At 61.8% G+C, this 21,261-nt stretch carries 17 protein-coding genes and 2 pseudogenes; 10 read left to right on the top strand and 9 right to left on the bottom strand.

Annotated elements, in window-relative coordinates; all coding sequences use genetic code 11:
• Nucleotides 1-310: 310 nt before the first annotated feature.
• On the bottom strand, nt 311-1,831 hold the full coding sequence (locus tag EGH24_RS03615) for a sensor histidine kinase (protein ID WP_142978817.1): 1,521 nt from the start codon (nt 1,829-1,831) through the stop codon (nt 311-313).
• Nucleotides 1,832-2,101: 270 nt separating this feature from the next.
• On the opposite strand from EGH24_RS03615, the gene EGH24_RS03620 reads away from it, so the two are divergent.
• The 3 genes and pseudogenes from EGH24_RS03620 (at nt 2,102) to ileS (ending at nt 6,353) form a co-directional block, all read left to right on the top strand.
• Nucleotides 2,102-2,323, top strand: coding sequence for a hypothetical protein (locus EGH24_RS03620; RefSeq protein ID WP_142978818.1), 222 nt, complete (start codon nt 2,102-2,104; stop codon nt 2,321-2,323).
• 231 nt (nt 2,324-2,554) lie between these two features.
• Nucleotides 2,555-3,130 carry a hypothetical protein gene (locus tag EGH24_RS03625; RefSeq protein WP_142978819.1) on the top strand — a complete coding sequence of 192 codons (576 nt, stop codon included), beginning with the start codon at nt 2,555-2,557 and terminating at the stop codon, nt 3,128-3,130.
• Nucleotides 3,131-3,185: 55 nt separating this feature from the next.
• Nucleotides 3,186-6,353 (top strand): annotated as a pseudogene (ileS, locus tag EGH24_RS03630) (isoleucine--tRNA ligase).
• Nucleotides 6,354-6,375: 22 nt separating this feature from the next.
• On the opposite strand, the gene hisH reads toward ileS, so the two are convergent.
• Together hisH and lrp are read right to left on the bottom strand one after the other, a co-directional pair.
• Nucleotides 6,376-7,032, bottom strand: a complete 657-nt coding sequence (gene hisH, locus EGH24_RS03635; RefSeq protein ID WP_142978820.1) for an imidazole glycerol phosphate synthase subunit HisH — start codon at nt 7,030-7,032, stop codon at nt 6,376-6,378.
• Nucleotides 7,033-7,184: 152 nt separating this feature from the next.
• The gene (gene lrp, locus EGH24_RS03640) at nt 7,185-7,652 is read right to left on the bottom strand and encodes an HTH-type transcriptional regulator Lrp (protein ID WP_142978821.1); all 468 of its coding nucleotides are present in this window, start codon (nt 7,650-7,652) and stop codon (nt 7,185-7,187) included.
• Between the two features lie 125 nt (nt 7,653-7,777).
• On the opposite strand from lrp, the gene glnA reads away from it, so the two are divergent.
• Nucleotides 7,778-9,160, top strand: coding sequence for a type I glutamate--ammonia ligase (gene glnA / locus EGH24_RS03645; protein WP_142978822.1), 1,383 nt, complete (start codon nt 7,778-7,780; stop codon nt 9,158-9,160).
• A 6-nt stretch (nt 9,161-9,166) separates the two neighbouring features.
• Here glnA and EGH24_RS03650 read toward each other — a convergent pair whose 3' ends face one another.
• Both EGH24_RS03650 and EGH24_RS03655 read right to left on the bottom strand, forming a co-directional pair.
• A complete protein-coding gene (locus EGH24_RS03650) occupies nt 9,167-10,069 on the bottom strand; it encodes a phosphatase PAP2 family protein (RefSeq protein ID WP_185903225.1) in 903 nt (300 codons plus the stop codon).
• Between the two features lie 40 nt (nt 10,070-10,109).
• The gene (locus EGH24_RS03655; protein ID WP_142978824.1) at nt 10,110-11,036 is read right to left on the bottom strand and encodes an A/G-specific adenine glycosylase; all 927 of its coding nucleotides are present in this window, start codon (nt 11,034-11,036) and stop codon (nt 10,110-10,112) included.
• Nucleotides 11,037-11,132: 96 nt separating this feature from the next.
• Here EGH24_RS03655 and EGH24_RS03660 point away from each other — a divergent pair, with 96 nt between their 5' ends.
• The gene (locus tag EGH24_RS03660) at nt 11,133-11,456 is read left to right on the top strand and encodes a hypothetical protein (protein WP_142978825.1); all 324 of its coding nucleotides are present in this window, start codon (nt 11,133-11,135) and stop codon (nt 11,454-11,456) included.
• Between the two features lie 20 nt (nt 11,457-11,476).
• Here EGH24_RS03660 and EGH24_RS03665 read toward each other — a convergent pair.
• Nucleotides 11,477-12,833, bottom strand: a pseudogene (locus EGH24_RS03665) (class-III pyridoxal-phosphate-dependent aminotransferase).
• Between the two features lie 153 nt (nt 12,834-12,986).
• Between EGH24_RS03665 and EGH24_RS03670 the strand changes: the two are divergent.
• The gene (locus EGH24_RS03670) at nt 12,987-14,249 is read left to right on the top strand and encodes an AI-2E family transporter (protein WP_142978826.1); all 1,263 of its coding nucleotides are present in this window, start codon (nt 12,987-12,989) and stop codon (nt 14,247-14,249) included.
• A 66-nt stretch (nt 14,250-14,315) separates the two neighbouring features.
• Here EGH24_RS03670 and EGH24_RS03675 read toward each other — a convergent pair whose 3' ends face one another.
• Nucleotides 14,316-14,591: a PadR family transcriptional regulator gene (locus tag EGH24_RS03675; protein WP_142978827.1), complete on the bottom strand. Its 276-nt coding sequence runs from the start codon at nt 14,589-14,591 to the stop codon at nt 14,316-14,318.
• A gap of 213 nt (nt 14,592-14,804) precedes the next feature.
• Here EGH24_RS03675 and EGH24_RS03680 point away from each other — a divergent pair, with 213 nt between their 5' ends.
• From EGH24_RS03680 to EGH24_RS03695, 4 genes are all read left to right on the top strand, one after another.
• Nucleotides 14,805-15,092, top strand: a complete 288-nt coding sequence (locus EGH24_RS03680) for an amphi-Trp domain-containing protein (RefSeq protein WP_142978828.1) — start codon at nt 14,805-14,807, stop codon at nt 15,090-15,092.
• Nucleotides 15,093-15,171: 79 nt separating this feature from the next.
• Complete coding sequence (locus EGH24_RS03685; protein WP_142978829.1) at nt 15,172-15,648, top strand: DUF3592 domain-containing protein; 477 nt, start codon at nt 15,172-15,174, stop codon at nt 15,646-15,648.
• A gap of 60 nt (nt 15,649-15,708) precedes the next feature.
• A complete protein-coding gene (locus EGH24_RS03690; protein ID WP_142978830.1) occupies nt 15,709-16,449 on the top strand; it encodes a metalloprotease family protein in 741 nt (246 codons plus the stop codon).
• Nucleotides 16,450-16,500: 51 nt separating this feature from the next.
• A complete protein-coding gene (locus EGH24_RS03695) occupies nt 16,501-17,442 on the top strand; it encodes a cation diffusion facilitator family transporter (protein ID WP_142978831.1) in 942 nt (313 codons plus the stop codon).
• A 24-nt stretch (nt 17,443-17,466) separates the two neighbouring features.
• Here the strand turns inward: EGH24_RS03695 and EGH24_RS03700 are convergent, their stop codons facing one another.
• Both EGH24_RS03700 and EGH24_RS03705 read right to left on the bottom strand, forming a co-directional pair.
• Complete coding sequence (locus tag EGH24_RS03700; protein WP_142978832.1) at nt 17,467-19,518, bottom strand: type II secretion system F family protein; 2,052 nt, start codon at nt 19,516-19,518, stop codon at nt 17,467-17,469.
• Nucleotides 19,518-21,254: a type II/IV secretion system ATPase subunit gene (locus EGH24_RS03705; protein ID WP_449271758.1), complete on the bottom strand. Its 1,737-nt coding sequence runs from the start codon at nt 21,252-21,254 to the stop codon at nt 19,518-19,520. Before EGH24_RS03705 ends, EGH24_RS03700 begins: the two co-directional genes overlap by 1 nt.
• Between the last annotated feature and the right edge of the window lie 7 nt (nt 21,255-21,261).

Consider the following 21,261-nt stretch of genomic DNA (forward strand, 5'->3'; position numbering starts at 1 on the left):
GAGGCAGGCAAAGACGAACCACCGGTGAGTGGCAAACTGCCTCGATGTCGAGCGGGCGGCCGGCGACGCCGGCCGCCTCTAACGTGGCGGCGCAGCCGCCACGCGGGCTTCGCCCGCGAGACGAAGTAGGCCCTGAGCCAACTCACACCCACGCCAACCTGACCGCTGTACTGCCTTCGAATCGACTGCGTTGCGATTGCGGCCATTCTCGTTTTTATTTACGTCGCGTATCGAGGATAGCGACTCGTTTCCGCTGGAGTCTGTCAGGGTATATTGTGCAAAATGAGGGGCGGCCGTCCCGTCTCCAATTTTACGAGCCGTCGGTTACAATCTCGAACCGCGCACCGCCAGCAGCACTCTCCGAGACACTGATCGTCCATCCGTGCGCCTCAATCAGTTCACGGATGATTGCCAGACCGAGTCCGGTCCCGCTCTCGTTGGTGGTGTACCCGTGCTCGAATACTGTGTCCTGTTCGGATTCGGGGATTCCCCCGCCGGTATCCTCAATGTAGAACCCCCTGTTGTCTAACTGGCCGACAGATATGGTCACTCGGGAGTCGTTGTGTTCAACTGCATTCCGAAAACAGTTCTCGAGGACGTTTCGGAGTAACGATTTATCAGCCGCGACTGTCATTGATTCCGGAATTTCACATTCGAGAATGGCTTCATCCGTCTGGGTTGTTTCCCACGTCGTCACGACGATATCAGCCAGCACGACCGGCTCGGTTTCCGGGTCGACCGTCTCCGCGCGAGCCAGTGTCAGAAAGTCATCAATCATCGTCCCCATGCGGTCGAGTGCCGCTTCGACCGTATCGAGATCGGCCTCGTCATCCGTCTCACGAGCTTTCTCTAGGTATCCTTCCGCGATCTCAAGCGGATTTCGAAGGTCGTGGGAAATCATCGACGCGAACTCATTGAGCCGCTCGTTTTTCCGCTGGAGGGTCTCTTTTGTCCGTTCGAGTTCGCGTTCACGCTCTTTCCCCTCGGTGATGTCGGTTTGAATTCCGATCACCCGGTCAGGGTTCCCGCTGTCATCGTACTCAACGACACCACGGGCTCGTATCCATCGCTGGGCTCCATCCGGCTGCTGCACCCGAAAATCAGCTTGATACTGCTCGCCGGTCTCAATAGCGTGGTCGAGCTGTTGGGAAACACGGTCTAAATCCTCCGACGGGATTCTGTCGTCGTAGTCGGGTCGATACTGCGCGTCTGTCTCAGTATCGGGGTCGGATTCCGCCGCACCAGGCTCCGAATCGTGCTCCGTGGCTCGACTGCCGACCCCAGCGTAGGTGCCTGGATACTCTCCGGGTTCGTACCCGAACAGTCGTTCACTTGTTGTATCCCAGCGGACGGTGTTCGAATCGAGATCGAGTTCCCAGATCCCCGTATCCGTTTCCGCAAGCGCGAGTTCGAACCGTGTATGGAGGTTTCTGAGGTCCTGCTCTCGCTGTTTGCGGGCTGTAATATCACGGGCGATTCCGATAATCCCGGTTGGGGTTCCGGCGTCGTCAGTCATCGTGACGCCTCTGAACTCGTGGGGGATGTCTCGCCCGTCTTTCGTCGTGATTTCGGCCTCGGTTACGTCTGAGCCTGTCTGAAGGATGTTCTCGATGGCTGCTTCTATCGATTCGCGGTGCTCGCCCTCGAAGAATTCGAGGGCGTTCATCGAATCGATTTCCGCGTCCGTGTAGCCGGTCAGGTCCGGGAGTTTGTCGTTCCACCGCTGGAAGTTCCCCTCGGTGTCGACTACGTAGAAAATATCTGTAATCGTATTGAGACCTGCTTCAATGAATGCTCGGTCGGACTCGAATTCGTGTTGGTTCTCTTTCACGACTCTGGTAGCCTCGACTTCAACAACGTTTCACAGTTACACTTCACCTGAATCACCAACTCATTAGAGCGATTGCCAGTCTCTCCGACTGGTGATGCTTTTCTCATGTCAGCAATCTCTATATTGCATATACCAACGATGTTCTGGCATATCTTTCTTTTTATTAATCACGTGTAATCTAACTGTCTCGTTGTGTGACTTTAGGTAGTGAGCGGGTCGTACCGTGCCCTCGTGAGGAACAGTTTTCGTCCTACCAGTCGTTGTTGCGATATGACGACGACCGTCGCAACACCCGTCGCTGACCAGACGTGTGCATACTGTGGAGCCCATATCTTCGATCACGACCCGATCTGTGTCCGTGATTGTACCGCTGATTGTGGCTCACCTGAATACTTCTGTAACCACGCCTGTCTTGCCGTCTACATCGACGAAAACAGCCTCACGACTGGCGATGCGTGTGCGTGGACACCCACTCAAAACGACTGTTGCTAACTGGGCGACGCAGTAGATTCGTCTCCTCCGAGATTTCGTCGGGTAGCCTGTCTATCGAGGAGGCCAGCACAATTCTTGTTCTAGTAACGGTCGGAGCCGATGGACCCCTACATCGCCGAACACCACCCGGACGTGCTGTGAGGGGGTGCGGCTGCCATCAACACAAGCGAATACGATGGCACCCCACCGGAGCGACCGTGAAACTAAGCGGCTCCTGCTAGTAGTCTGCATATGCCAATGGGAATCGTCGGGAAAGAAGAGTTAGCCCGAGAGGTCGCAGCCGCGCTTGGCGACTGGACACCGGCCCAAGCGTACGAACAAGACGGTGAGTTTCGAGATGACCTCCATGCGTATCTCGATGCACGACTGAATGCTGGCGGCGGGAAAATACTCGACACCGGTGGAAACTTCGTGGTTGAACGAGCGTATGGAGAACTGGAACCCGACGTTGTCGTTAGCGATACGGTTGGAATCACGATCAGACGAAATCTCACAGCCAATGGGATCGATCAACTGGCCGGACACGTACACGAGTATCAAAAATCGCACACTCATGTCGTGGTCATTGCCTGCGGCAGTATTGACGGCGACAACTGGGAGAAATTAAAGAACACGTATGCGAATCAGCAGGGCATGAACAACGACCCCGGCAGCACGCCAGTCATGTTCCTCCGTCGCCGGGAACCCAACTACGGCAAAGGCGATGCCGCTGAGAACTACCAACAGCCGAGTGAGGGAGATACCGACGGGAATATCCTGCAGACGACAGTCTCGTTGGTGCAACGAAGTTTACGACGACTCCGCTAGCCGCTATCGCCCGTGGATCACCGTTTTGATATACGCCGACCCACTGCCTCTCAGCATGGACGACGTTAGCGACCAGTATTCGCCCGCCGACGTGGAGGCGGCCATCGACGACTACTGGGACGACCACGACGCCTACGAGGCGACCAAGGCGGCCCACGCCGACGACCCCACCTTCTTCTTCGTCGACGGCCCGCCCTATACCTCCGGGCAGATGCACCTCGGCACCGCCTGGAACAAGACCCTGAAGGACGCNNNNATCCGCNANAAGCGGATGNNCGGCNACNANGTCACCGACCGNCCGGGCTACGACATGCACGGNCTCCCNATCGAGNNNAANGTNGAGGANNANCTCGGCTTCGAGANCAANNAGGANATCGAGGACTACGGGATGGAAGCCTTCATCGAGGAGTGCAAGACCTTCGCCGAGGACAACCGCGTGGCGATGGACGACGATTTCCAATCTATTGGCGCGTGGTTCGACTGGGACAATCCCTACAAAACCATCTCGCCGGAGTACATGGAGGCCGCGTGGTACGGCTTCAAGCAGGTCGCCGACCGCGGCCTCGTCGAGCAGGGCAAACGATCGATTTCGCAGTGTCCGCGCTGTGAAACCGGGATCGCCAACAACGAAGTCGAGTACGATCAGGTCGAGGATCCCTCGATCTACGTCAAATTCCCGCTGGCCGACCGTGAGGGGAGTCTCGTCATCTGGACGACGACGCCGTGGACGATCCCCGCAAACACGTTCGTCGGCGTCGGTGAAGACCTGACATACCAGCAAGTCCGCGCAACGAAAGGCGGCGACGAAGATGTCCTCTACATCGCCGCCGAGTGTGTCGACGACGTGCTCGGCAAGGGCCGCTACGACGACTACGAGATCGAAGCCGAACTCGACGGCTCCGAACTCGTCGGGTGGGAGTACGACCACCCACTCGCCGAGGAAGTCCCCGACTACCCGAGCTTCGAGGGCGCGGGCGAAGTCTACACTGCCGACTTCGTCGAGGCCGACCGCACCGGCCTNGTCCACTCNGCNCCCGGCCACGGTGAGGAGGACTTCNACCGCGGGCAGGAACTCGGCCTCGATATATTTTGCCCCGTCGCCGGTGACGGCACCTACACCGACGCTGGCGGCAAATACGCGGATCAGTTCGTCCGCGACGCCAACGATGAGATCACCGCCGACCTCGACGCCAACGGCGCGCTGCTGGCCGAGGAAACCTACACCCACTCCTACGGCCACTGTTGGCGATGCGATACGGACATCATCCAGCTCGCCACCGATCAGTGGTTCATCTCGATCACGGATATCAAGGACGAACTGCTGGACAACATCGAGGACGCGGAGTGGCACCCACAGTGGGCCCGCGACAACCGCTTCCGGGACTTCATCGAGAACGCCCCCGACTGGAACGTCTCCCGACAGCGGTACTGGGGGATTCCGATCCCAATCTGGGTTCCCGAAGACGCCGCCAGCGACGGCGGCGACGGCGACGCCAGTCTCGACGAGGAGATGATCGTCATCGGCACCCGCGAGGAACTCGTCGAACGCGCCGATCAGGATATCGACCCCGACGACATCGACCTCCACCGCCCGACCGTCGACGACATCACGATCACCGAGGACGGCACGACCTACCGCCGCATCGAGGATGTCTTCGACGTGTGGCTCGACTCCTCGGTGGCGACGTGGGGAACCCTCGATTACCCCACTGAAACCGACGCTTTCGACGAGCTCTGGCCCGCCGACCTCATCATNGAGGCNCACGACCAGACNCGCGGNTGGTTCTGGTCGCANCTCGGCATGGGNACCGCCGCGCTCGGCGAGANNCCCTACNAGGANGTNCTCATGCACGGCTTCGCCAACGACAAACACGGCCGGAAGATGTCGAAATCCGTCGGCAACATCGTCACGCCGGAGGAAGCTATCGAACGGGCCGGCCGCGACCCGCTGCGTGCGTACCTGCTCAGCCACGACCAGCAGGGCGTTGATCTCTCCTTCGACTGGGACGGCCTCGGCAGCATGGTCGGGACGCTCAATATCTGCTGGAACGTCTTCCGCTTCCCGCTCACGTACATGGATCTCGACGGCTACGATCCCGCCGACCCGGACCTCAGCGAAGGCGAGCTGACGACGGTTGACGAGTGGGTCCTCTCGCGGCTGCAATCCGTCATCGAGGAGGCCAGCGAGGCGTGGGCCGACTACCGCATCGACGACGCGCTCAACACGGTGCTGGATTTCGTCACCGAGGACGTCTCGCGGTTCTACATCAAGGCGACCCGCGAACGGATGTGGGAGGAGGGTGATTCCCCCACGAAGCTCGGCGCATATGCAACCCTCGCCACCGTGACCAACGCGGTCATCCGCCTGCTGGCACCGGTCACGCCGTACATGGCCGAGGAGATGTACCAGACCATCGACGGCAGCGCGACGACCGTCCACGCACTCGACTGGCCCGAGGTCGACGACGACCTCCGGGACGCCGACCTCGAAGCCGACATGGCCGTCCTCCGCAATGTGGAGGAAGCCGCGGCCAACGCACGCCAGCGCGGCGGTCGGAAGCTCCGGTGGCCCGTTTCGCGGGTCGTCGTCGAAACCGACGACGAGGACGTTGCCAGCGCGGTCGAAAATCTCGCTGATCTCCTCAGCGAGCGCGTCAACACCCGCGCGATCGACGTTGTCGACGAATTTGACGAACTCATCGCGTACGCCGACCCACAGATGGGCGAGATCGGTCCTGCCTTCGGTGGCGACGCACAGGACGTGATGAATGCCGTCGAGGGCGCGACACGCGAGGAGGTCGAAGCCGGTATCGAAGTCAATGGCGAAACAGTCGAACTCGACGACGAGATGGTCGAGTACCGCAAGGAGCCGCCGGAACACGTCACCGGCACCGACTTCGAGGGCGGCACGGTCTACGTCGATACGACGCTGACCGACGAGCTCGAAGCCGAGGGGTACGCCCGCGACGTGATCCGTCGGATTCAGGAGATGCGGAAGGAACTGGATCTCGATGTCGAAGCCGAAATCAGCGTCGGCCTCGCTGTCGCCGACGACCGTGTTGCTGGCTTCGTCGACGAGCACCGCGACCTCATCAGCGAAGAAGTTCGGGCGGCCGAACTCACCGACACACCGAGCGAGAACGCCGACCGACTGGAAACGTGGGAAATCGAGGATACCGAAGTCGAAATCGGTGTCTCGGTTGTCGCAGAACAGACGGCCTAATTCCGGTTCCGGGTACGCTCGATTACTGCTCCGCGCAGAGATCGACGAAGTTCCGGAGGATTCGCAGACCGGTCTCGCCGCTTTTTTCCGGGTGGAATTGGGTGCCGAAAATCGTGCCGTCCTCGTTAGCGATCACGGACGGGAAGTCGACGCCGTAGTCTGTGCTGGCGACGACCGCGTCCTCGTCGTCGGGAGCGGCGTAGTAGGAGTGGACGAAGTAGGCGTACTCGCCGTCGATACCTTCGACGAGTGGGTGCTCCCGTTGGACGTTCAGTTCGTTCCAGCCCATATGCGGGACTTTCTGCTCGATGTCGAATCGGACGTTGGTGCCGGGCACGAAGTTCAGCCCCTCGACATCGCCTTCACCGGCGTGTTCGGCCTCCTCGCTGGAGCCGAGTAGCATCTGCATACCAAGACAGATGCCGAAAATCGGCTGGCCGCGGTCGGCGGTGTCAGCGAGTGCCTCACGGTAGGGGCCGGCGTTCTCCATGCCTTCGCGGAACGCACCGACGCCGGGGAGGACGATGCCGTCGGCGGCGGCGAAGTCAGCAGGGTCGTCGGTAATCGTCACGCCCGCGTTCGCGCGTTCGAGCCCGCGGGTGACGCTGCGGAGGTTGCCGAGCCCGTAGTCGACGACGACGACATCGGCTGCCGTCGCCGTTTGGTGGGTGGTGCTCATACCGGTGCTCTGTCGGCGACTCTCAAGGGCTTTCCGCTCGGTCGCTGTTTCCGTCCGTTCGCCCAGTTCTGTGTTGTTCGGTTCCGACTACCGCTACCGCCGCTACGCTCGGCTGGCGGCATCGGAGAAGCAAATAGGGTGTTGTGCGGTCGTTAGTCCTCGTCTTCGTCAACGTCGAGATCGAACTGNTCGTTNTCGNCGACGGNGTTGAGCACGACGCTCGTGTTCGACTCCTTGATGTCCGGATCGACGAGCAGCTCCTTGATCTGGTCGTTCATGTGGTCCGTGTCGGTGAACTTCCCGATGGCGATGATGTCGTGGTCGCCGGTCACCTCGTAGACGGAGACCATCTGNTNNTGCTCTCGGAGNCGGTCGGTGATCTCCNGNAGCGCNNNCCCCTCGNCCTTGAGGTGGATAACGGCAGTGACATCGTAGCCGAGATTCCCGTAATCGACGATCGGCGTGTAGCCGTTGATAACCCCCTCCGCTTCGAGATCGCGCAGGTGATTCGAGACGGTCGTTACTGAGACATCGAGGTCCTCCCCTAGGCTTCGCAGACTGGCCCGCCCGTTCCCGAGTAGTGCATTGATCAACTTGGCGTCCAAGTTTTCGTACGTCATACAACCTACCGACGGACTGGGGGGTTTAGAATTTTACGAATATCCAGTTTCTGAGTTCGAGCGGTGTAATTGCCATAAGCGACAAGACCTTTATACTGGCACTAAATGATGTAGCTGTCCGGAACATGACCGAAAAGAACGTCGCTACAGACGGTGGATTGACCGAAGAAGAACAGGAAGTTATTGACGAAATTGAAGATGAGGGAATCGACTTCCTTCGTCTACAGTTCACGGATATCCTTGGCACGGTAAAGAACGTTTCAGTTCCNGCNNACCANGCNGAGAANGCNTTNACNGAGGGNATCTACTTCGANGGNTCCTCGATCNANGGNTTCGTCCGNATCCAGGAGTCCGACATGCGGCTNAANCCGGANCCCGAGACGTTCGCCATTCTCCCGTGGCGACAAAGCGAGGAAAGCGGTGCGGCTCGTCTCATTTGTGACATCATCGACACCTCAACCGGCGAGCCCTTCGAGGGCGACCCACGCTATGTCCTGAAAGAGGCACTCGACAAAGCCGATGACCACGGCTTCACGGTCAACATGGCCCCCGAGCCGGAGTTCTTCCTCTTCAAACACGACGAGGACGGCTATGCGACGACGGAGTTCGCCGACCACGGCGGTTACTTCGACCTCGCACCGAAGGACCTGCAGAGCGACGTGCGTCGNGANATCATCTTCNNNCTCGANGAGATGGGCNTCGACNTCGAGGCCAGCCACCACGAGGTGGCACAGGGCCAACACGAGATCAACTTCGNGTACGNNGACGCCCTGACGACNGCNGACAACGTCGNNACNTTCCGNNNNGTCGTNCGNGCNNTCGCNGCNCAGCACGACCTNCACGCGACGTTCATGCCCAANCCNNTNCCGNNNATCAACGGCTCNGGNATGCACACNCACNNNTCGCTGTTCANNNAGGACGGCGAGAACGCCTTCCACGGCGACGAGGACNNNTTCGACCTCAGCGAGACCGCCCTGTCGTACATCGGCGGTATTCTCGATCACGCACCGGCGATCACGGCCGTCACCAACCCGACCGTGAACTCCTACAAACGCCTCGTCCCCGGCTACGAGGCACCGGTCTACATCGCGTGGTCCGACCGCAACCGCTCGGCGCTCGTCCGCAAGCCGGCGGCCCGCGAGCCGGTCGCAACCCGTATCGAGGCACGGTTCCCCGATCCGTCCTGTAACCCGTACCTCGGCTTCGCGTCGCTCATCAACGCCGGTCTCGACGGCATCGAGCGCGATCTCGCCGACGAGGCTCGCGACAAACTCAAACGCGAGAACATCTACGACTTCAGCGAGGAGAAACTCGAAGAGGAAGGCATCGAGACCCTCCCGAAGAACCTCGGCGACGCCGTCGAGGCACTGGAAGACGACGACGTGATCCTCGGTGGTCTCGGCGACCACGTCGCAGAGAAGTTCGTCGAAGCAAAGAAAGAAGAATTCAAAGAGTACCTCGTCAACGTCTCTCAGTGGGAAATCGACCGCTACCTCGAGAAGTTCTAAGCGGGCTCACTGATTATCGCGCTTTTTTCGACGCCACGACTCGACCAGCGGCAGCCACAGAATAATCGTCACGCCGACCGCGCTGCCGACGACTGTACCGACGAGCCCGAACACTCCTTCGTAGGCACCGATCCACAGCGCACCGGCGACGACGATGCCGGCGAGGGCGACCGGCAGCGAGACGGCTGGTGCGTCAGTCAACCGCTCGCCGACGCGGTGCCACACGCCGAGCGCGCCGAGTGTGGTCCCGATACCGATCACGCCCTGTCTCACTTCTTCAGTGTGGCCACCCTGCCATGCGACGACGGCACCGATACTGGCAGCGACGCCGGCCAGCACGAAGACGCGGTCGGGGCGTAAGCGATCGCCGTCGCGGGCGAGTTTCACCCCACCAGCGACCAGCAACGTCCCAAGGAGCATGCCAGCGATAATATCTCGTGGGTAGTGGACGCCGATGACGACCCGCGAGAGGCTGATCAGCCCGATCGCCACCCCGGCCACGAGATACCGAAGTCGCCGCCGACCGACCGTCAGCAACACCGCGAGACTCCCGTAGACAGCAGTCGATCCGGTAGCGTGGCCGCTCGGGAAACTGAACCCGTCGGAGTCGAGTTCGCCGCCGACGAAGTCGGCGAGCCCGCCCGGCAGGACCGTGGGATCGATCGGCATCGCCGCGGGTCGCGGGATCGCGGTGTAGCTCTTGACTGCGAGCACAACGGCCAACGCGAGCATGGCGACGGCAATCGTCGTCGCCGCGGCCGGCCGCGTCGTCTCGTCGAGCCGTGGCCCGAACCAGTATCCCAGCGAGAGGCCGACAAAGAGGACTCCCACGTCGCCACCCAGCGTAATGAACGCGAAGACGGTCACGAGGAGTTCGGTCGGCGTGAGCAGGGGCGTGGCTGTCACCATTTGGTACCCTGTGTCGGTCGCCGTAGTAGTGGCTGTCGAACTACTGCTTGAGACTGACATGGGGTTCGTCGTCGCCATCGTTGACAACGACCAGCCCGTCGTCAGCGAGATCCGAGACCAGCCCTTCCAGCCACTCCCGGCCGGTGTCGCCGCCGTAATCGACGCGGATCCGCGGGCCCAACTCCGACAGCGGCAGGTCGTCGTACTCGCCAAGCGTCTCGATCACGCGCCCGCGGAACTGCCGGCGACTCCCCTCGAAACTCGGCTGGGTCGGCACGTCCGGCGCGGTGAAATCACCGGTTTCGTAGGCGTGACACCAGCGACGCCATGGACAGCCGGCTGCATCGCAGCTGGGGGTTTTCTCGCAGGCGACGCCACCGAGTTCCATGATCGCGTTGTTCCAGACGCGCGAGTCGCCCGCGGGCATGAGGTCGCTGGCGACCCGCTCAAATTCGGTATCGTCGTCCGGTACGTCGAAGGCGCGATACAGCACGCGTTTGACGTTGGTGTCGACGACGGCGTCGCCGTTGTTGAACGCGAAGGAGGCGACGGCGTTGGCGGTGTAGGGGCCGACGCCCATCAACTCCTGTAGCTCCTCGGGTGTGTCGGGAAACTGGCCGTCGTACTCCTCGACGATTTGGGTGGCTGCCTCGTGGAGGTACTTCGCGCGGTTGTTGTAGCCGAGGCTGTGGCCGCTCCAAAACGAAACCACGTCGCTCCGTGGTGCGTCGGCCAACGCTTCGACGGTCGGCCAACGATCGAGGAAATCGCCCCACGCGTCGACAACGCGATCCAGTTGAGTCTGCTGGCTCATGATCTCCGAGACGAGGATCGGGTATGCGTCGTCGGTTTCGCGCCACGGGTACTCGCGGTGATCGGCCTCGTACCACTCGATCAACGCCGAGCGGACCGCATCGAGCTCGTCGGCAGCCGGGAGGAAGGCATCGCCGGTGTCGGCCTCGGTCATTACCTGCAGTGAGGACGCGGTGAGTTTAGGAATACTGCTTTCGACGGGGCGCGGAGACACATAATCACTATCTGTCGGTCGTCCCACCGATCGGATATGAGTCTCGACGATCTGAACGACGATATCACCAGCCAGTACAGCGATCTCGACGACGAACTCGCCGTCGACCTCGACCGCGAAACGAAAAACGAGCTGGCGATGCTCGCAGCCGTCTTCGAGACTGACGAGCCCGCCGAACTGCTCCGCCGCGGCGTCCACCTGCTGTACCGGCAGGCTGTCGAGAGCGGCGATCTCGATTTCCACCTTCGATCGGCCTACGACGTGACCTACGACGAATATCTCTCGGGGATGACTTACGATGAGATGGCCGGCGGCGACAGCCTCCCGTCGCTCGACGACGAGAACCGGTATCGAATGTGAGCCCGGTCGCTCCACCTTGATCAGCTGGCTCCGAACACGTCCGCCAGCGAGTCGGCGAGCAAGTCACAGCTGAGATGCACCTCGCGTTCGGTTACATCGAGCGGTGGCAGAAGTCGGAGTACCGAGTGCCCACAGCCGAGCGTCAACAGCCCTCGCTGGAGCGCGGCTTTCTGTACAGCATCGCGGTCGGCCTTCGTGTCGAACTCGACGGCGAGCATGAGCCCGAGTCCACGCACGTCGGTGATCGCCTCGAAGTCGGCTGCCAACCCAGCCAGTCGATCGAGGAACTGTTCGCCGCGCGTCCGCGCGTTCACTCGGAGGTCGTGTTCCTCGATGGCGTCGATCGTGAGCGCGCCCTGCAGCGCGGCGAGGATGTCGCCGGCTCCCCATGTCGAGGAGAGTCGGCTCTTCTGATCGGGAAATATCTCGTCAGTTGAGATCGTCGCACCCACTCGGAGGGCTTTCGCGGCGGCGATCACGTCCGGCTCGAAGCTGTAGTGATCCGCTCCCCAGCGTTTGCCCGTTCGGCTCAGCCCGCTTTGGATCTCATCGGCCATGAGCGTGATGTCGTACTCGTCGGCCAGTGCGGCGATCTCGTCGCCGAACGACTGGCTCGGAATCCGGTAGCCACCTTCGCCCTGCACCGGTTCGAGGATGATGAACGCGATCTCCTCAGGATCGAGGACGCCGCGGTCGCCATCGACGAGCCGGCGGAGCTGGGAGCCCTCGTCGGTGAAAAACCCGCAGTCACAGCTCTCAGCGGTGCAGTCGCGGTCGGTACAGAACGGCACGCTGTGGATCGACGGCAANCTCCGGGAACCCGCGTTTGTGGACGGCCTTCGAGCGNTTNANCGAGAGCGNNCCNAGCGTCCGGCCGTGGAACGCGCCGTCGAAGGTGANNCCGTANTNGCCGNCGCTGTGNTCGTAGNNGATCTTGAGCGCGTTCTCGACGGCTTCGGCCCCGGAATTCGAGAGGAAGATCCTCTCCATACCGTACTCGTCTGTGAGTTCGACGAGTCGATCCATCAGTCCGGCCGGGCCGGGGAGGTCGTCGGCATCGGGTGCGCCGCCGCTGGAGACGTAGAAATCCTGTCCGGCGATTTTCAGGGGATCGACGAGATCGAACTCACGTAGTCGATCCATGATTTTCGGGTTGTTGTAGCCGAGCGGTGCGGCAGCGACGTGACTCGTGAAATCCATGAGCACGTTGCCGTCGACGTCGGTACAGAACGGCCCCGCTGCCGGCCCGGAGAGGTCCCACACGAATTCGTAGACGTAGGTGCTCGGCGCGGCCGTCGTGTGGTGGTATTCGACCCATTCAGCGGCCCGTTCGCCCGGCAGCCGCTCGACCTGTGGCTCGGCCGTGTCACGATCCATGCTAACAATTCAACGAAGACCCGGTAAAGCGTTCCGCCGGGAGGCTGGTGGACTGGTAGATTTGCGGACTAATCGACGATTTCAGGCTTGCGCGTCGGTGCTGGCGGTCCGTAGTGCCGACATTCTTTTTTCGCGCCCACAGAGCTATATGGTATGTCCCTCCGGCAGACCCTCCACGACCACCCGCTGTGGATTCTCCTCGGGATCGTGCTGTTCGGTGCCCTCGGCTACGTGCTGGCTGCGTTCGTCGGTACCGTCATCGTCGCCGTCTTCGTCTACTACGCCGCCCGTCCGATCTATCGACAGCTCACCGACCGCATCGAGAACAGAACCGCCGCCGCCGGTATATCGATTATTGCCCTCGTGTTACCGGCCATCGCGCTGGTGGGGTACGCGCTGCTCATCGTCACCCGCCAACTCCGGGAAGTTGCCGACGTGGTCACAGTACGGCCGCAGGATCTCGGGATCTCCCCGGAACTGTACAACCGATTGACCGATCCGACGTTCTTCGTTTCGGGCGAGTTCCGGCAGTTGTTCAGTGGCGAACTCGCCGGGTCGGTCATCGACTCGCTGGCGTCGGTCGCCGGGGCCGCGACCACCGTCGGCGTCATCGTCATCAATCTGTTTGCGATGGTCGTCCTCGCCTTCTACCTCCTGCGGGACGACCGCCGCCTCGCAGGGTGGGTCAACGACCAGTTCGAAACCGACGACAGCATCGTCAGCGACTTTGGTCGTGCGGTCGACCGCGACCTTAGCAGCATCTTCTTCGGTAATATTCTCAACGCGATCATCACCGGCACCATCGCCGTCATCGTCTACTCGTTGCTGAACGTCATTGCTCCCGAGGGTGCGGCGATCCCGGCGGCCGCGTTGGTCGGACTGCTTGCCGGCGTCGCCAGCCTGATCCCCGTCATCGGGATGAAGATCGTCTACGTCCCGGTTGCCCTCTACATGGCCGCCCGCGGCGTGATGACCGCGGGCGGCGAGACGCTCTGGTTCGTGGTGCTGTTCACGGCCGTCTCGGTCGTGATCATCGACCTGATCCCCGATATGATTCTTCGCCCCTACGTTTCCGGGAAGAACATCCACATCGGGTTGCTAATGCTGGCGTACATCCTCGGCCCGCTGTTTTTCGGCTGGTACGGGCTGTTCCTCATGCCCGCGCTGTTGGTCGTTGCAGTGCAGTTCGCCCGGATCGTTGTTCCGGCACTCGTCGACGAAGCAGCCGATCCGCAACTTCCGCCGAGCGGCGCGCGGATCGATGCGAACCCGTTACTTCGGACGACAGTCGGCACGGCGGCACCGGAAACGACCGACGAAGCGGCTGCTGGCACGCAGCCGCGAACCGATGTTGCCGAATCGACAGCCGATGACGACGATTCGGTCGACGACGCCGATCGAGAGACATCGACATAGTCGGCTCCGTCGCTGTCGACGACAGCAGTGAGGAGAGAAGCGAAGAGGATTCGCCCGGTGCCTGTCTCAGGCGTCGATGTATTGGGCTTCCCACTCCGAGCGGGCGTCGATCTCGCGGTCGCCGCGGCGGGTGAGCGTATAGAAGTTGGTTCGCCGGTCGCGCTGGCCTTTTTCCACGAGACCCTTGTCGACGAGGGTATCCAGGTTCGGATACAGGCGGCCGTGGTGAATTTCCTTTTCGTAGTACGCTTCGAGTTCGTCCTTGATCGCAAGGCCGTGTGGCTCTTCGAGGCCGGCGATGACGTACAGCAGGTCGCGTTGGAATCCAGTCAAGTCGTACATCGGTTATGTTCGATTACCAGTTATTCTCTCCAACAAATAAATATATCGAATGATGTGTTCCAGCGCGTCGAAACCGACCGCAGGACGGCTCTATCCCGAATGCGGAACGTGTTTTTCTCCTGTTGTATCTACAATCGCACCGCCCGTATATCACATGATTGTTCGTTTCAGTGCCGCCCACTATTTATTATGGTTCGTCGCCTCCAGTAAGGTATGCCCGAAGAAGTCCTCTTCAAATCCGAATCCACCCAGTCCCGGGACGAAATCGCCAGCTACCTCCGCTCGGTTGCCGACAAACTCGACAGCGGCGAGTCGGTGACGCTGAGTGCCGGGGCCGAAACAACGACGCTTGACATTCCATCCCGACCGACCTTCGAAGTCAAAGCCGAACGCGAAACCGACAGCAGCGGCGGCAACGCCGAGCAGTCCCTTGAACTGGAAATCGAGTGGGACGAAGACGGCAGCGACGGCGGCGAATCCGGGTCGCTGAGTATCGAGTGACGAGTCACCGGCGACCCGGCTGGCTATTGTGTAACGCCTGACCCGAGCTATTATGTCCTGTCGTGGCCGACAGTAAGTTATGAGCATCGCCACCGTCAGCGGTGTCGATATCGCCGTTGCGGCCGCCGTCCTCATCGGGCTCGTACTCGGCGGCCGCGGCCTCCGGCAGTACTGGCGACTCTCTAGCGTCGTCCGCCGCGCCGAGGAGACGACCGCCACTATCGAACGGGCGGCTATCGAGCCGGTCAGAGGTGGCCGATCGCGGAGCTACATCCCCGCGGTCGAATACACCTACCAGACGCCAACCCAGAAACGCGAGGGTGAGACGGTCTACCCGGGACAGAGCCGATTCGTCAAGCGGTTCGGAACCGAAGCCGCCGCGCGCAACGCCATCGACTCCTACGAACCTGGCACTCAGACGCGGGTCTACTACGATCCGAACCAGCCGAGCCACTCGTTTCTCGAACCCGAGGTCCAGACCGGTCCGCAGTTCTCACAGCTGGTCGTCGGTCTCGCCGCGCTCGGGGTGGCCGTGCTGCTCGCGGTGGGGCTCTGAGGGGCCGCCACTCCGCTCCTCGCCGCGGCTCGCCGCATCCACCACCACCGGTTTTACACAGTGCAACCGATAGCTACCGACGAGAAACGCATGGGCCGCATCAACCGACGGACGCTTCGGATTGCTTACGCCCTCACTACTGCCGTCGGTGTCGCGCTTCACGAGTTGGCCCACAAATGGTTTGCCGAGGAGCGCGGGCTGGCGGTTACCGAGGTAACGTACTTCCAGTTGGGCGAGCCCGCGGGCTACGTCCGACACGAAACGCCCGACAGCTACCGCTCGCTGCTGGCTGTTTCGCTGGCTCCGTTTCTTGTCAACTCGTCGGTCGGGGTCGCCGCGTTCGTCGCTGCCAACTGGCTCCGGTATACCACCGATTTCTCGGAGCCGTCGCTGCCGGTGTGGGGTGGGTTCACGGTCTGTCTGTGGCTCGGTGCGGCCTGCTGTCTCCACGCGTTTCCCAGCCGCACCGACATCGGCAACGGGGTTGACGAACTCCGAGCCCGCTTCGCCGGCGCGGGCCTGCCATCGCTGCAGTCGTCGCTCGCAACAACGGCCGCTCGCCACTGGAGTTTGTGGCTGCTGGTGGCTCCGATTCGGGCGATAATTGCGGTACTCCAGATGGCGTGGTTCTCCATTCGTCACCTCGGTGCGCTCTTGACGCTCCCCCTCTTGGTGGTGATGAGTTTCTGTAGCCGGACCCGCCGGTACGGATCACACGTCATCTACACTGGCCTCGTTTTCTGGGTCGCAACCGTCGTCGTCAGCCGGTACGCACCACTCGTCTCGGGGTTGCTCGCCTGACTCGATTCCCCCGGACAGAACCGTTAACCCGCTTGCGGCTGAGGTGCCCGTATGGCTGGCAGCAGATCGGTCGTCATCGCCGCGCTCATCGCCAACGGAGCGATTGCTGTCCTCAAGTTCTTCGCCTACCTCCTCACCGGAAGTCCGTCGATGCTCTCGGAAGTGTATCACTCCATCTCGGATACGGGCAACCAAGTCTTTCTGTTGTTTGGGATCCGATACAGCGATCGGGCCGCAGATCAGAACCACCCGTTCGGCTACGGGAAAGCCCAGTTCTTCTATAGCTTCCTCGTTTCGGTGCTGCTGTTCGGGATCGCCGGCTGGGAGTCGCTCAAACACGGCTACAGTGCCGTTGTCAACCCTCATACGGCGGCGGCAGACCCGGTAACGATCCTCGGTGTTGGGCCGTTCCCGCCGTGGTACGTGAGCGTCGTCGTCCTCCTCGGTGCCATCGGTTTCGAGATTTACGCCTTTGCCAAGGCAAACGCCGAACTCCAACGTCAGATCAAGACTCATGGCTGGGCTGGCATCCCCGAGGCGTTCCGAAAGACCAGCGACGTGACGACGCTCACCGCCTACACTGAGGACGCCATCGCCCTCGCGGGAGCCAGCCTCGCATTGATCGGCATCCTGCTGACGGAAGCCACCGGCAACCCGATCTACGACGCGGTCGCGGCGGTCTGTATCGGCGTGCTGCTGATGGGATTCGCTCTCGCGTTGGCCTGGGAGAACAAGCGACTCCTGTTGGGCGAAAGTCTCGATGGGGCGGTCGAATCCGAACTCAGAGCCACGATTCTTGCGGATGACGGCGTCGCCAATGTCGACGGCCTGCGGACGATGTTCATCGGGCCACAGGAAGTCCTCGTGACGGCCGATGTCTCCTTCGAACCGACGGATACGGACGACCTCGACGCCGTTATCGAGCGGCTCGACGCTGCACTCAAATCAGCAGACAGCCGCGTGAAGATCGTCTACATCGAACCCGAAGCCTAACTGACCGACCCCACAGGCCGAAACTCACACGAACTGAAAGCCGACGTGGACGAGACACAACAGTAGTGCGACGTGTTTGACACCCGCTCGAAGCCGTCCCTCTCCCAGTTTGCCAGCGACCAACCCCGAGCAGACCGCCTGCACGGCCGCGATCTGGAAGAACAGCGATTCGTAGGCACCAATCGCGCTGGCGGCAATGTCGCCTCTGCCGGTGGTCGCTGGGATAGCACTGCCAACCGCCGCGGCCGTTGATTCTTGCGCGGCGGTTTCGAGTGCCGGTACGAACGACGCCGACAGGGCGACGACGATCCCGAGGAACACGACGACGGCGACGTATATCACGAGCAGATAGGTCGCCATCATCCGCTTTCGATTCGCGGCGAGCCGCTGACTCGCCCGGAGTTCGTCGGCCGCGATCGAGAGGACAGGCGCGATATCGCTGCTCGCTCGGAGTGCGTTCGTGACGAGCGTGACGGCTCCCGTGACCAGCGGCGAGCGAACGCGTCCGGTCAGCCGCTGCAGTGCGGTTTCGGCGTCGGCACCCAACTGAACGTCTTGCCAGACCTTCTCGACTTCTGGCGTCAACGCACCGAGATCACCCGACGAGACCTGTTTGAACCCGCCGATGATGGACATACCTGCGTCGTTGAGGCTGCCCAATCGGTCGAGGAAGTCCGGGACTGCCCGCTCAATGCGCCGTCGCCGACGGGTAGCGAGTTCGTAGCCGACCGAGTAGATTCCACAGACGCCGATGGCGACGACCGACAGCGGCCGAATGAGGGCATCCAGCAGTTCGACTGGTGTTACTGCCGGAATACGAACTGTCGCCGCGAGCCACGCGACTCCGACTGGGACGGTCACCAGCAGCGTCAGCCACGGGTTGCCGATGACAGCCGCGACAGGGTCCCGTAGCCAGCGATGGCCGCGTTTGAGTCGATCGTAGCATCGGAGTGTCGCTCGCTGTCGATTTCGTTTTTCGTCCTCCTTAGTGCCAGCGTTGTCGACGACTGTCTTTCGTGCCTGGTGGCTCTCGTCGGCATCGACTCCTTGCCGCGTCGGCGACATTCGCCTCGATTCGAGGACTCGATCAAGTCCCAGAAGAAAGCCGGCTGTCGCCAGCGGGAGCACACCGAACGTGATGACGTGGAGCGCGGTCAGCGTCTCGGTGACCACCAACCCGACGACGGTGAGCGTCGTGATCACGAACAGCGGGCCGACAACCAACACCGTCACGTAACCCTCCGCACACATCGATAGCAGATCGAGATACTGCTGTTGTTCGGCGGCCGCTTCATCGCGGTAGCGGTCGTGTTGTGCCTGAAGATACGCCGGCAAGCTCTGCCCGCTGTTGAGCACGTTACCGAGATTCTCGGTCAGTTCCGCAAGTCCGTCCGACGGCGTTCGCTCCCCGACCGTCTCAAGCGCGGTGATCGGATCGCGGCCGAAGGTGTCGATCTCGCGGACGGCGATGCCGAGTTCGGTCGCAGCCGCGCCGTAGGTGTCCTCGTTTTCCGAGAGGAGCCGCAGGATCCGCGGCAGCGGCATCCCGCTGCGCGACAGTGCGTACATGAACGCGACAGTCCGCGGCAGCGTCGCCTCGATCCGTCGCTCGCGGGCCGCGGCGCGCCGACTGAGGAGCCACCACCGGAGTTCGTGCGTTGCGACCGCGCTCCCGGTAGCACTGAGTACGCTGCCGACGATCATAACTCCGATTACTATCGGTTGGACCGACTCTATCGATAGTACGCCCGCGGTGAGTGGTGTTCCACCCGAATCCGCACTAATTTGCCCGAGTAGCGATCCCGCAACTGGGAGGGCTGACAGTGCGCAAAATCCTGTACCGACACCGACTACGACAGCGGCGAGGAGTGTTCGGGACTCGAATACGTCGTAGGAATCTGCGGCGTGCATGGCCGCCAGCGTCTCAGCGCGGTCGGGCCGGCGAAGGTTGTCGACCAGCCAGCCGAACAGCGCGAGGGCGACGCCATCGACGACGCGACTCGTCTGGTCGCTTGTGATTGTAACTACACCGGCGACAACGCCGCTCAGTCCGATGACTGCCGGGACTCCTGTCATTACCAGTTGGTGACTGCCTTCGGATCGAAGTGGGCTGCGGGGTCGGTCGTCTCGTCACCATCGGTCTGATTCGCACCCGCGTTGCCCGCTCTATCTTGCTCAACCGCTGTGAGCGATTCGCCCGCGTCGCCATCTGAATCGACGGCCTCGATCCGATCTAACACAGCCTCGCTATCCGCGTAGTAATCGCCGACCAGCGTGGTGAACGTCCGGTAGTCGGTGATGCCGTGTTCCTGTAATCCGGTCAAGAATCGTTTGCGGTCACGGAGTTCGCGGCGGAGGTCGCTGCGGCTCCAGCCCCGTTCGGTCCGGATCGTCTCTACGAGCCCGCTATCGTTTTCGACGAACGAATCGGACTGTGGCTCCCACTCGAAAGCCGACGCGTAGTCGAGTTCGCCGGTCCGGCCGTCGATTCCGCGGATCTCGCCGATCACGCCCGCCCGCCGGACACGCCGGCCGTCGAGCCGTCGCTGGGTCTGCACGGAGATGAGATCCAGCGATTCGACCATCGATCGCGGCACGTTGATCGGCTCGTTTTCGAGTCGGTTGACGACNGTCTNGANGGAGTCGGCGTGNATNGTNGACANCGTCGTGTGGCCGGTGTTCATCGCCTGGAACAGCGTNNNNGCNTCCTCNCCNCGAACCTCGCCGACGAGGAGGTACTCCGGGCGGTGCCGGAGGGCCGACCGCAGCAGGTCATACATGTCGATGTCCGTGCCGTCGTGCAGTTGATCCCGCGTGACGGCGGCCAGCCAGTTGTCGTGGGCTAAGGCGAGTTCGCGGGTGTCTTCGATGGTGATCGTCTTTGCTCCTGGTGGGATAAACATCGATACCGCGTTCAGCGAGGTTGTTTTGCCGGCCGCGGTCCCGCCAGCGAAAAGGAGGCTCTTGTTGTGTTCGATGCAGAGCCAGCAGTAGGCGAGTTGGGCGGCATCAAACGTCCCGTAGTCCAATAGATCGATCGGGGTCAGCGGTTCGGTGGCGTACTGTCGAATTGTGAACGCCGAGCCGCGCGGCGTCACCTCCTCGCCGAGGGAGAGTTCCGCCCGCGAGCCGTCGGGCAGCGTCGCTTCGACTAACGGGTCGCCGACGCTGATGTGTTGGCCCGATTGTTGGGCCAACCGGACGACGAAATCGTCGAGAGCGGTTCCCTCGAAGCTGATGTCCGTCTCGATGTCGGTGTAGGTCTCGTGGTAGATGAACACCGGCAGCCCATAGCCGTCACAGGAGATGTCTTCGACGCGGTCGTCCTGTAGCAGTGGATCCAGACGGCCGTAGCCGCGGAAATCTCGGTAGAGGTAGTACCACAGCGCGTGCAACGTCTGCGTGTCAACGGTGATGCCGTACCGCTCGATACAGGCCGTGAGTTCGGTGGTGAGTCGCTCGTCGGGGGCGGGTTCGTCGCCGATATCGGCCGTGCTCGATCCCTCCAATAGCGGCGGCCGGATATCGCGTCGCACGCGGTCGAGCACGTCAGCTTCGAACTCGTCGAGATCGGGTTCGACGGTGTAGTAGCGGTGCTCGTTGTCGTCATCGTCGTAGGTGATGACGACGGCAGCGAAGGGGGCGTTGACCCAGTAGCGATCGATCTCGGTTTCGCCAGCCGGCGGCTCGAACGTCGCCAGCGGCGCGTCGATCCCCGAGCGATGTGGACGATACTCGACGGTTGAGCCGCGGAGGACGCGAGCCACGCGTCGCAATCGATTCCACTGCTCTGACTTTGACTCGTCTGTCAGCTCACTC

This window comes from Halonotius terrestris, from assembly GCF_006861665.1.
Taxonomy (GTDB): Archaea; Halobacteriota; Halobacteria; order Halobacteriales; family Haloferacaceae; genus Halonotius; species Halonotius terrestris.

Bases quoted from the DNA above. Each gene is read 5' to 3' on its own strand.
- EGH24_RS03620 (WP_142978818.1), top strand. From the start codon at position 2,102: ATGACGACGACCGTCGCAACACCCGTCGCTGACCAGACGTGTGCATAC.
- EGH24_RS03625 (WP_142978819.1), top strand. From the start codon at position 2,555: ATGCCAATGGGAATCGTCGGGAAAGAAGAGTTAGCCCGAGAGGTCGCA.
- hisH (WP_142978820.1), bottom strand. From the start codon at position 7,032: ATGAGCACCACCCACCAAACGGCGACGGCAGCCGATGTCGTCGTCGTC.
- EGH24_RS03650 (WP_185903225.1), bottom strand. From the start codon at position 10,069: ATGGTGACAGCCACGCCCCTGCTCACGCCGACCGAACTCCTCGTGACC.
- EGH24_RS03655 (WP_142978824.1), bottom strand. From the start codon at position 11,036: ATGACCGAGGCCGACACCGGCGATGCCTTCCTCCCGGCTGCCGACGAG.
- EGH24_RS03660 (WP_142978825.1), top strand. From the start codon at position 11,133: ATGAGTCTCGACGATCTGAACGACGATATCACCAGCCAGTACAGCGAT.
- EGH24_RS03670 (WP_142978826.1), top strand. From the start codon at position 12,987: ATGTCCCTCCGGCAGACCCTCCACGACCACCCGCTGTGGATTCTCCTC.
- EGH24_RS03675 (WP_142978827.1), bottom strand. From the start codon at position 14,591: ATGTACGACTTGACTGGATTCCAACGCGACCTGCTGTACGTCATCGCC.
- EGH24_RS03680 (WP_142978828.1), top strand. From the start codon at position 14,805: ATGCCCGAAGAAGTCCTCTTCAAATCCGAATCCACCCAGTCCCGGGAC.
- EGH24_RS03685 (WP_142978829.1), top strand. From the start codon at position 15,172: ATGAGCATCGCCACCGTCAGCGGTGTCGATATCGCCGTTGCGGCCGCC.
- EGH24_RS03695 (WP_142978831.1), top strand. From the start codon at position 16,501: ATGGCTGGCAGCAGATCGGTCGTCATCGCCGCGCTCATCGCCAACGGA.
- EGH24_RS03700 (WP_142978832.1), bottom strand. From the start codon at position 19,518: ATGACAGGAGTCCCGGCAGTCATCGGACTGAGCGGCGTTGTCGCCGGT.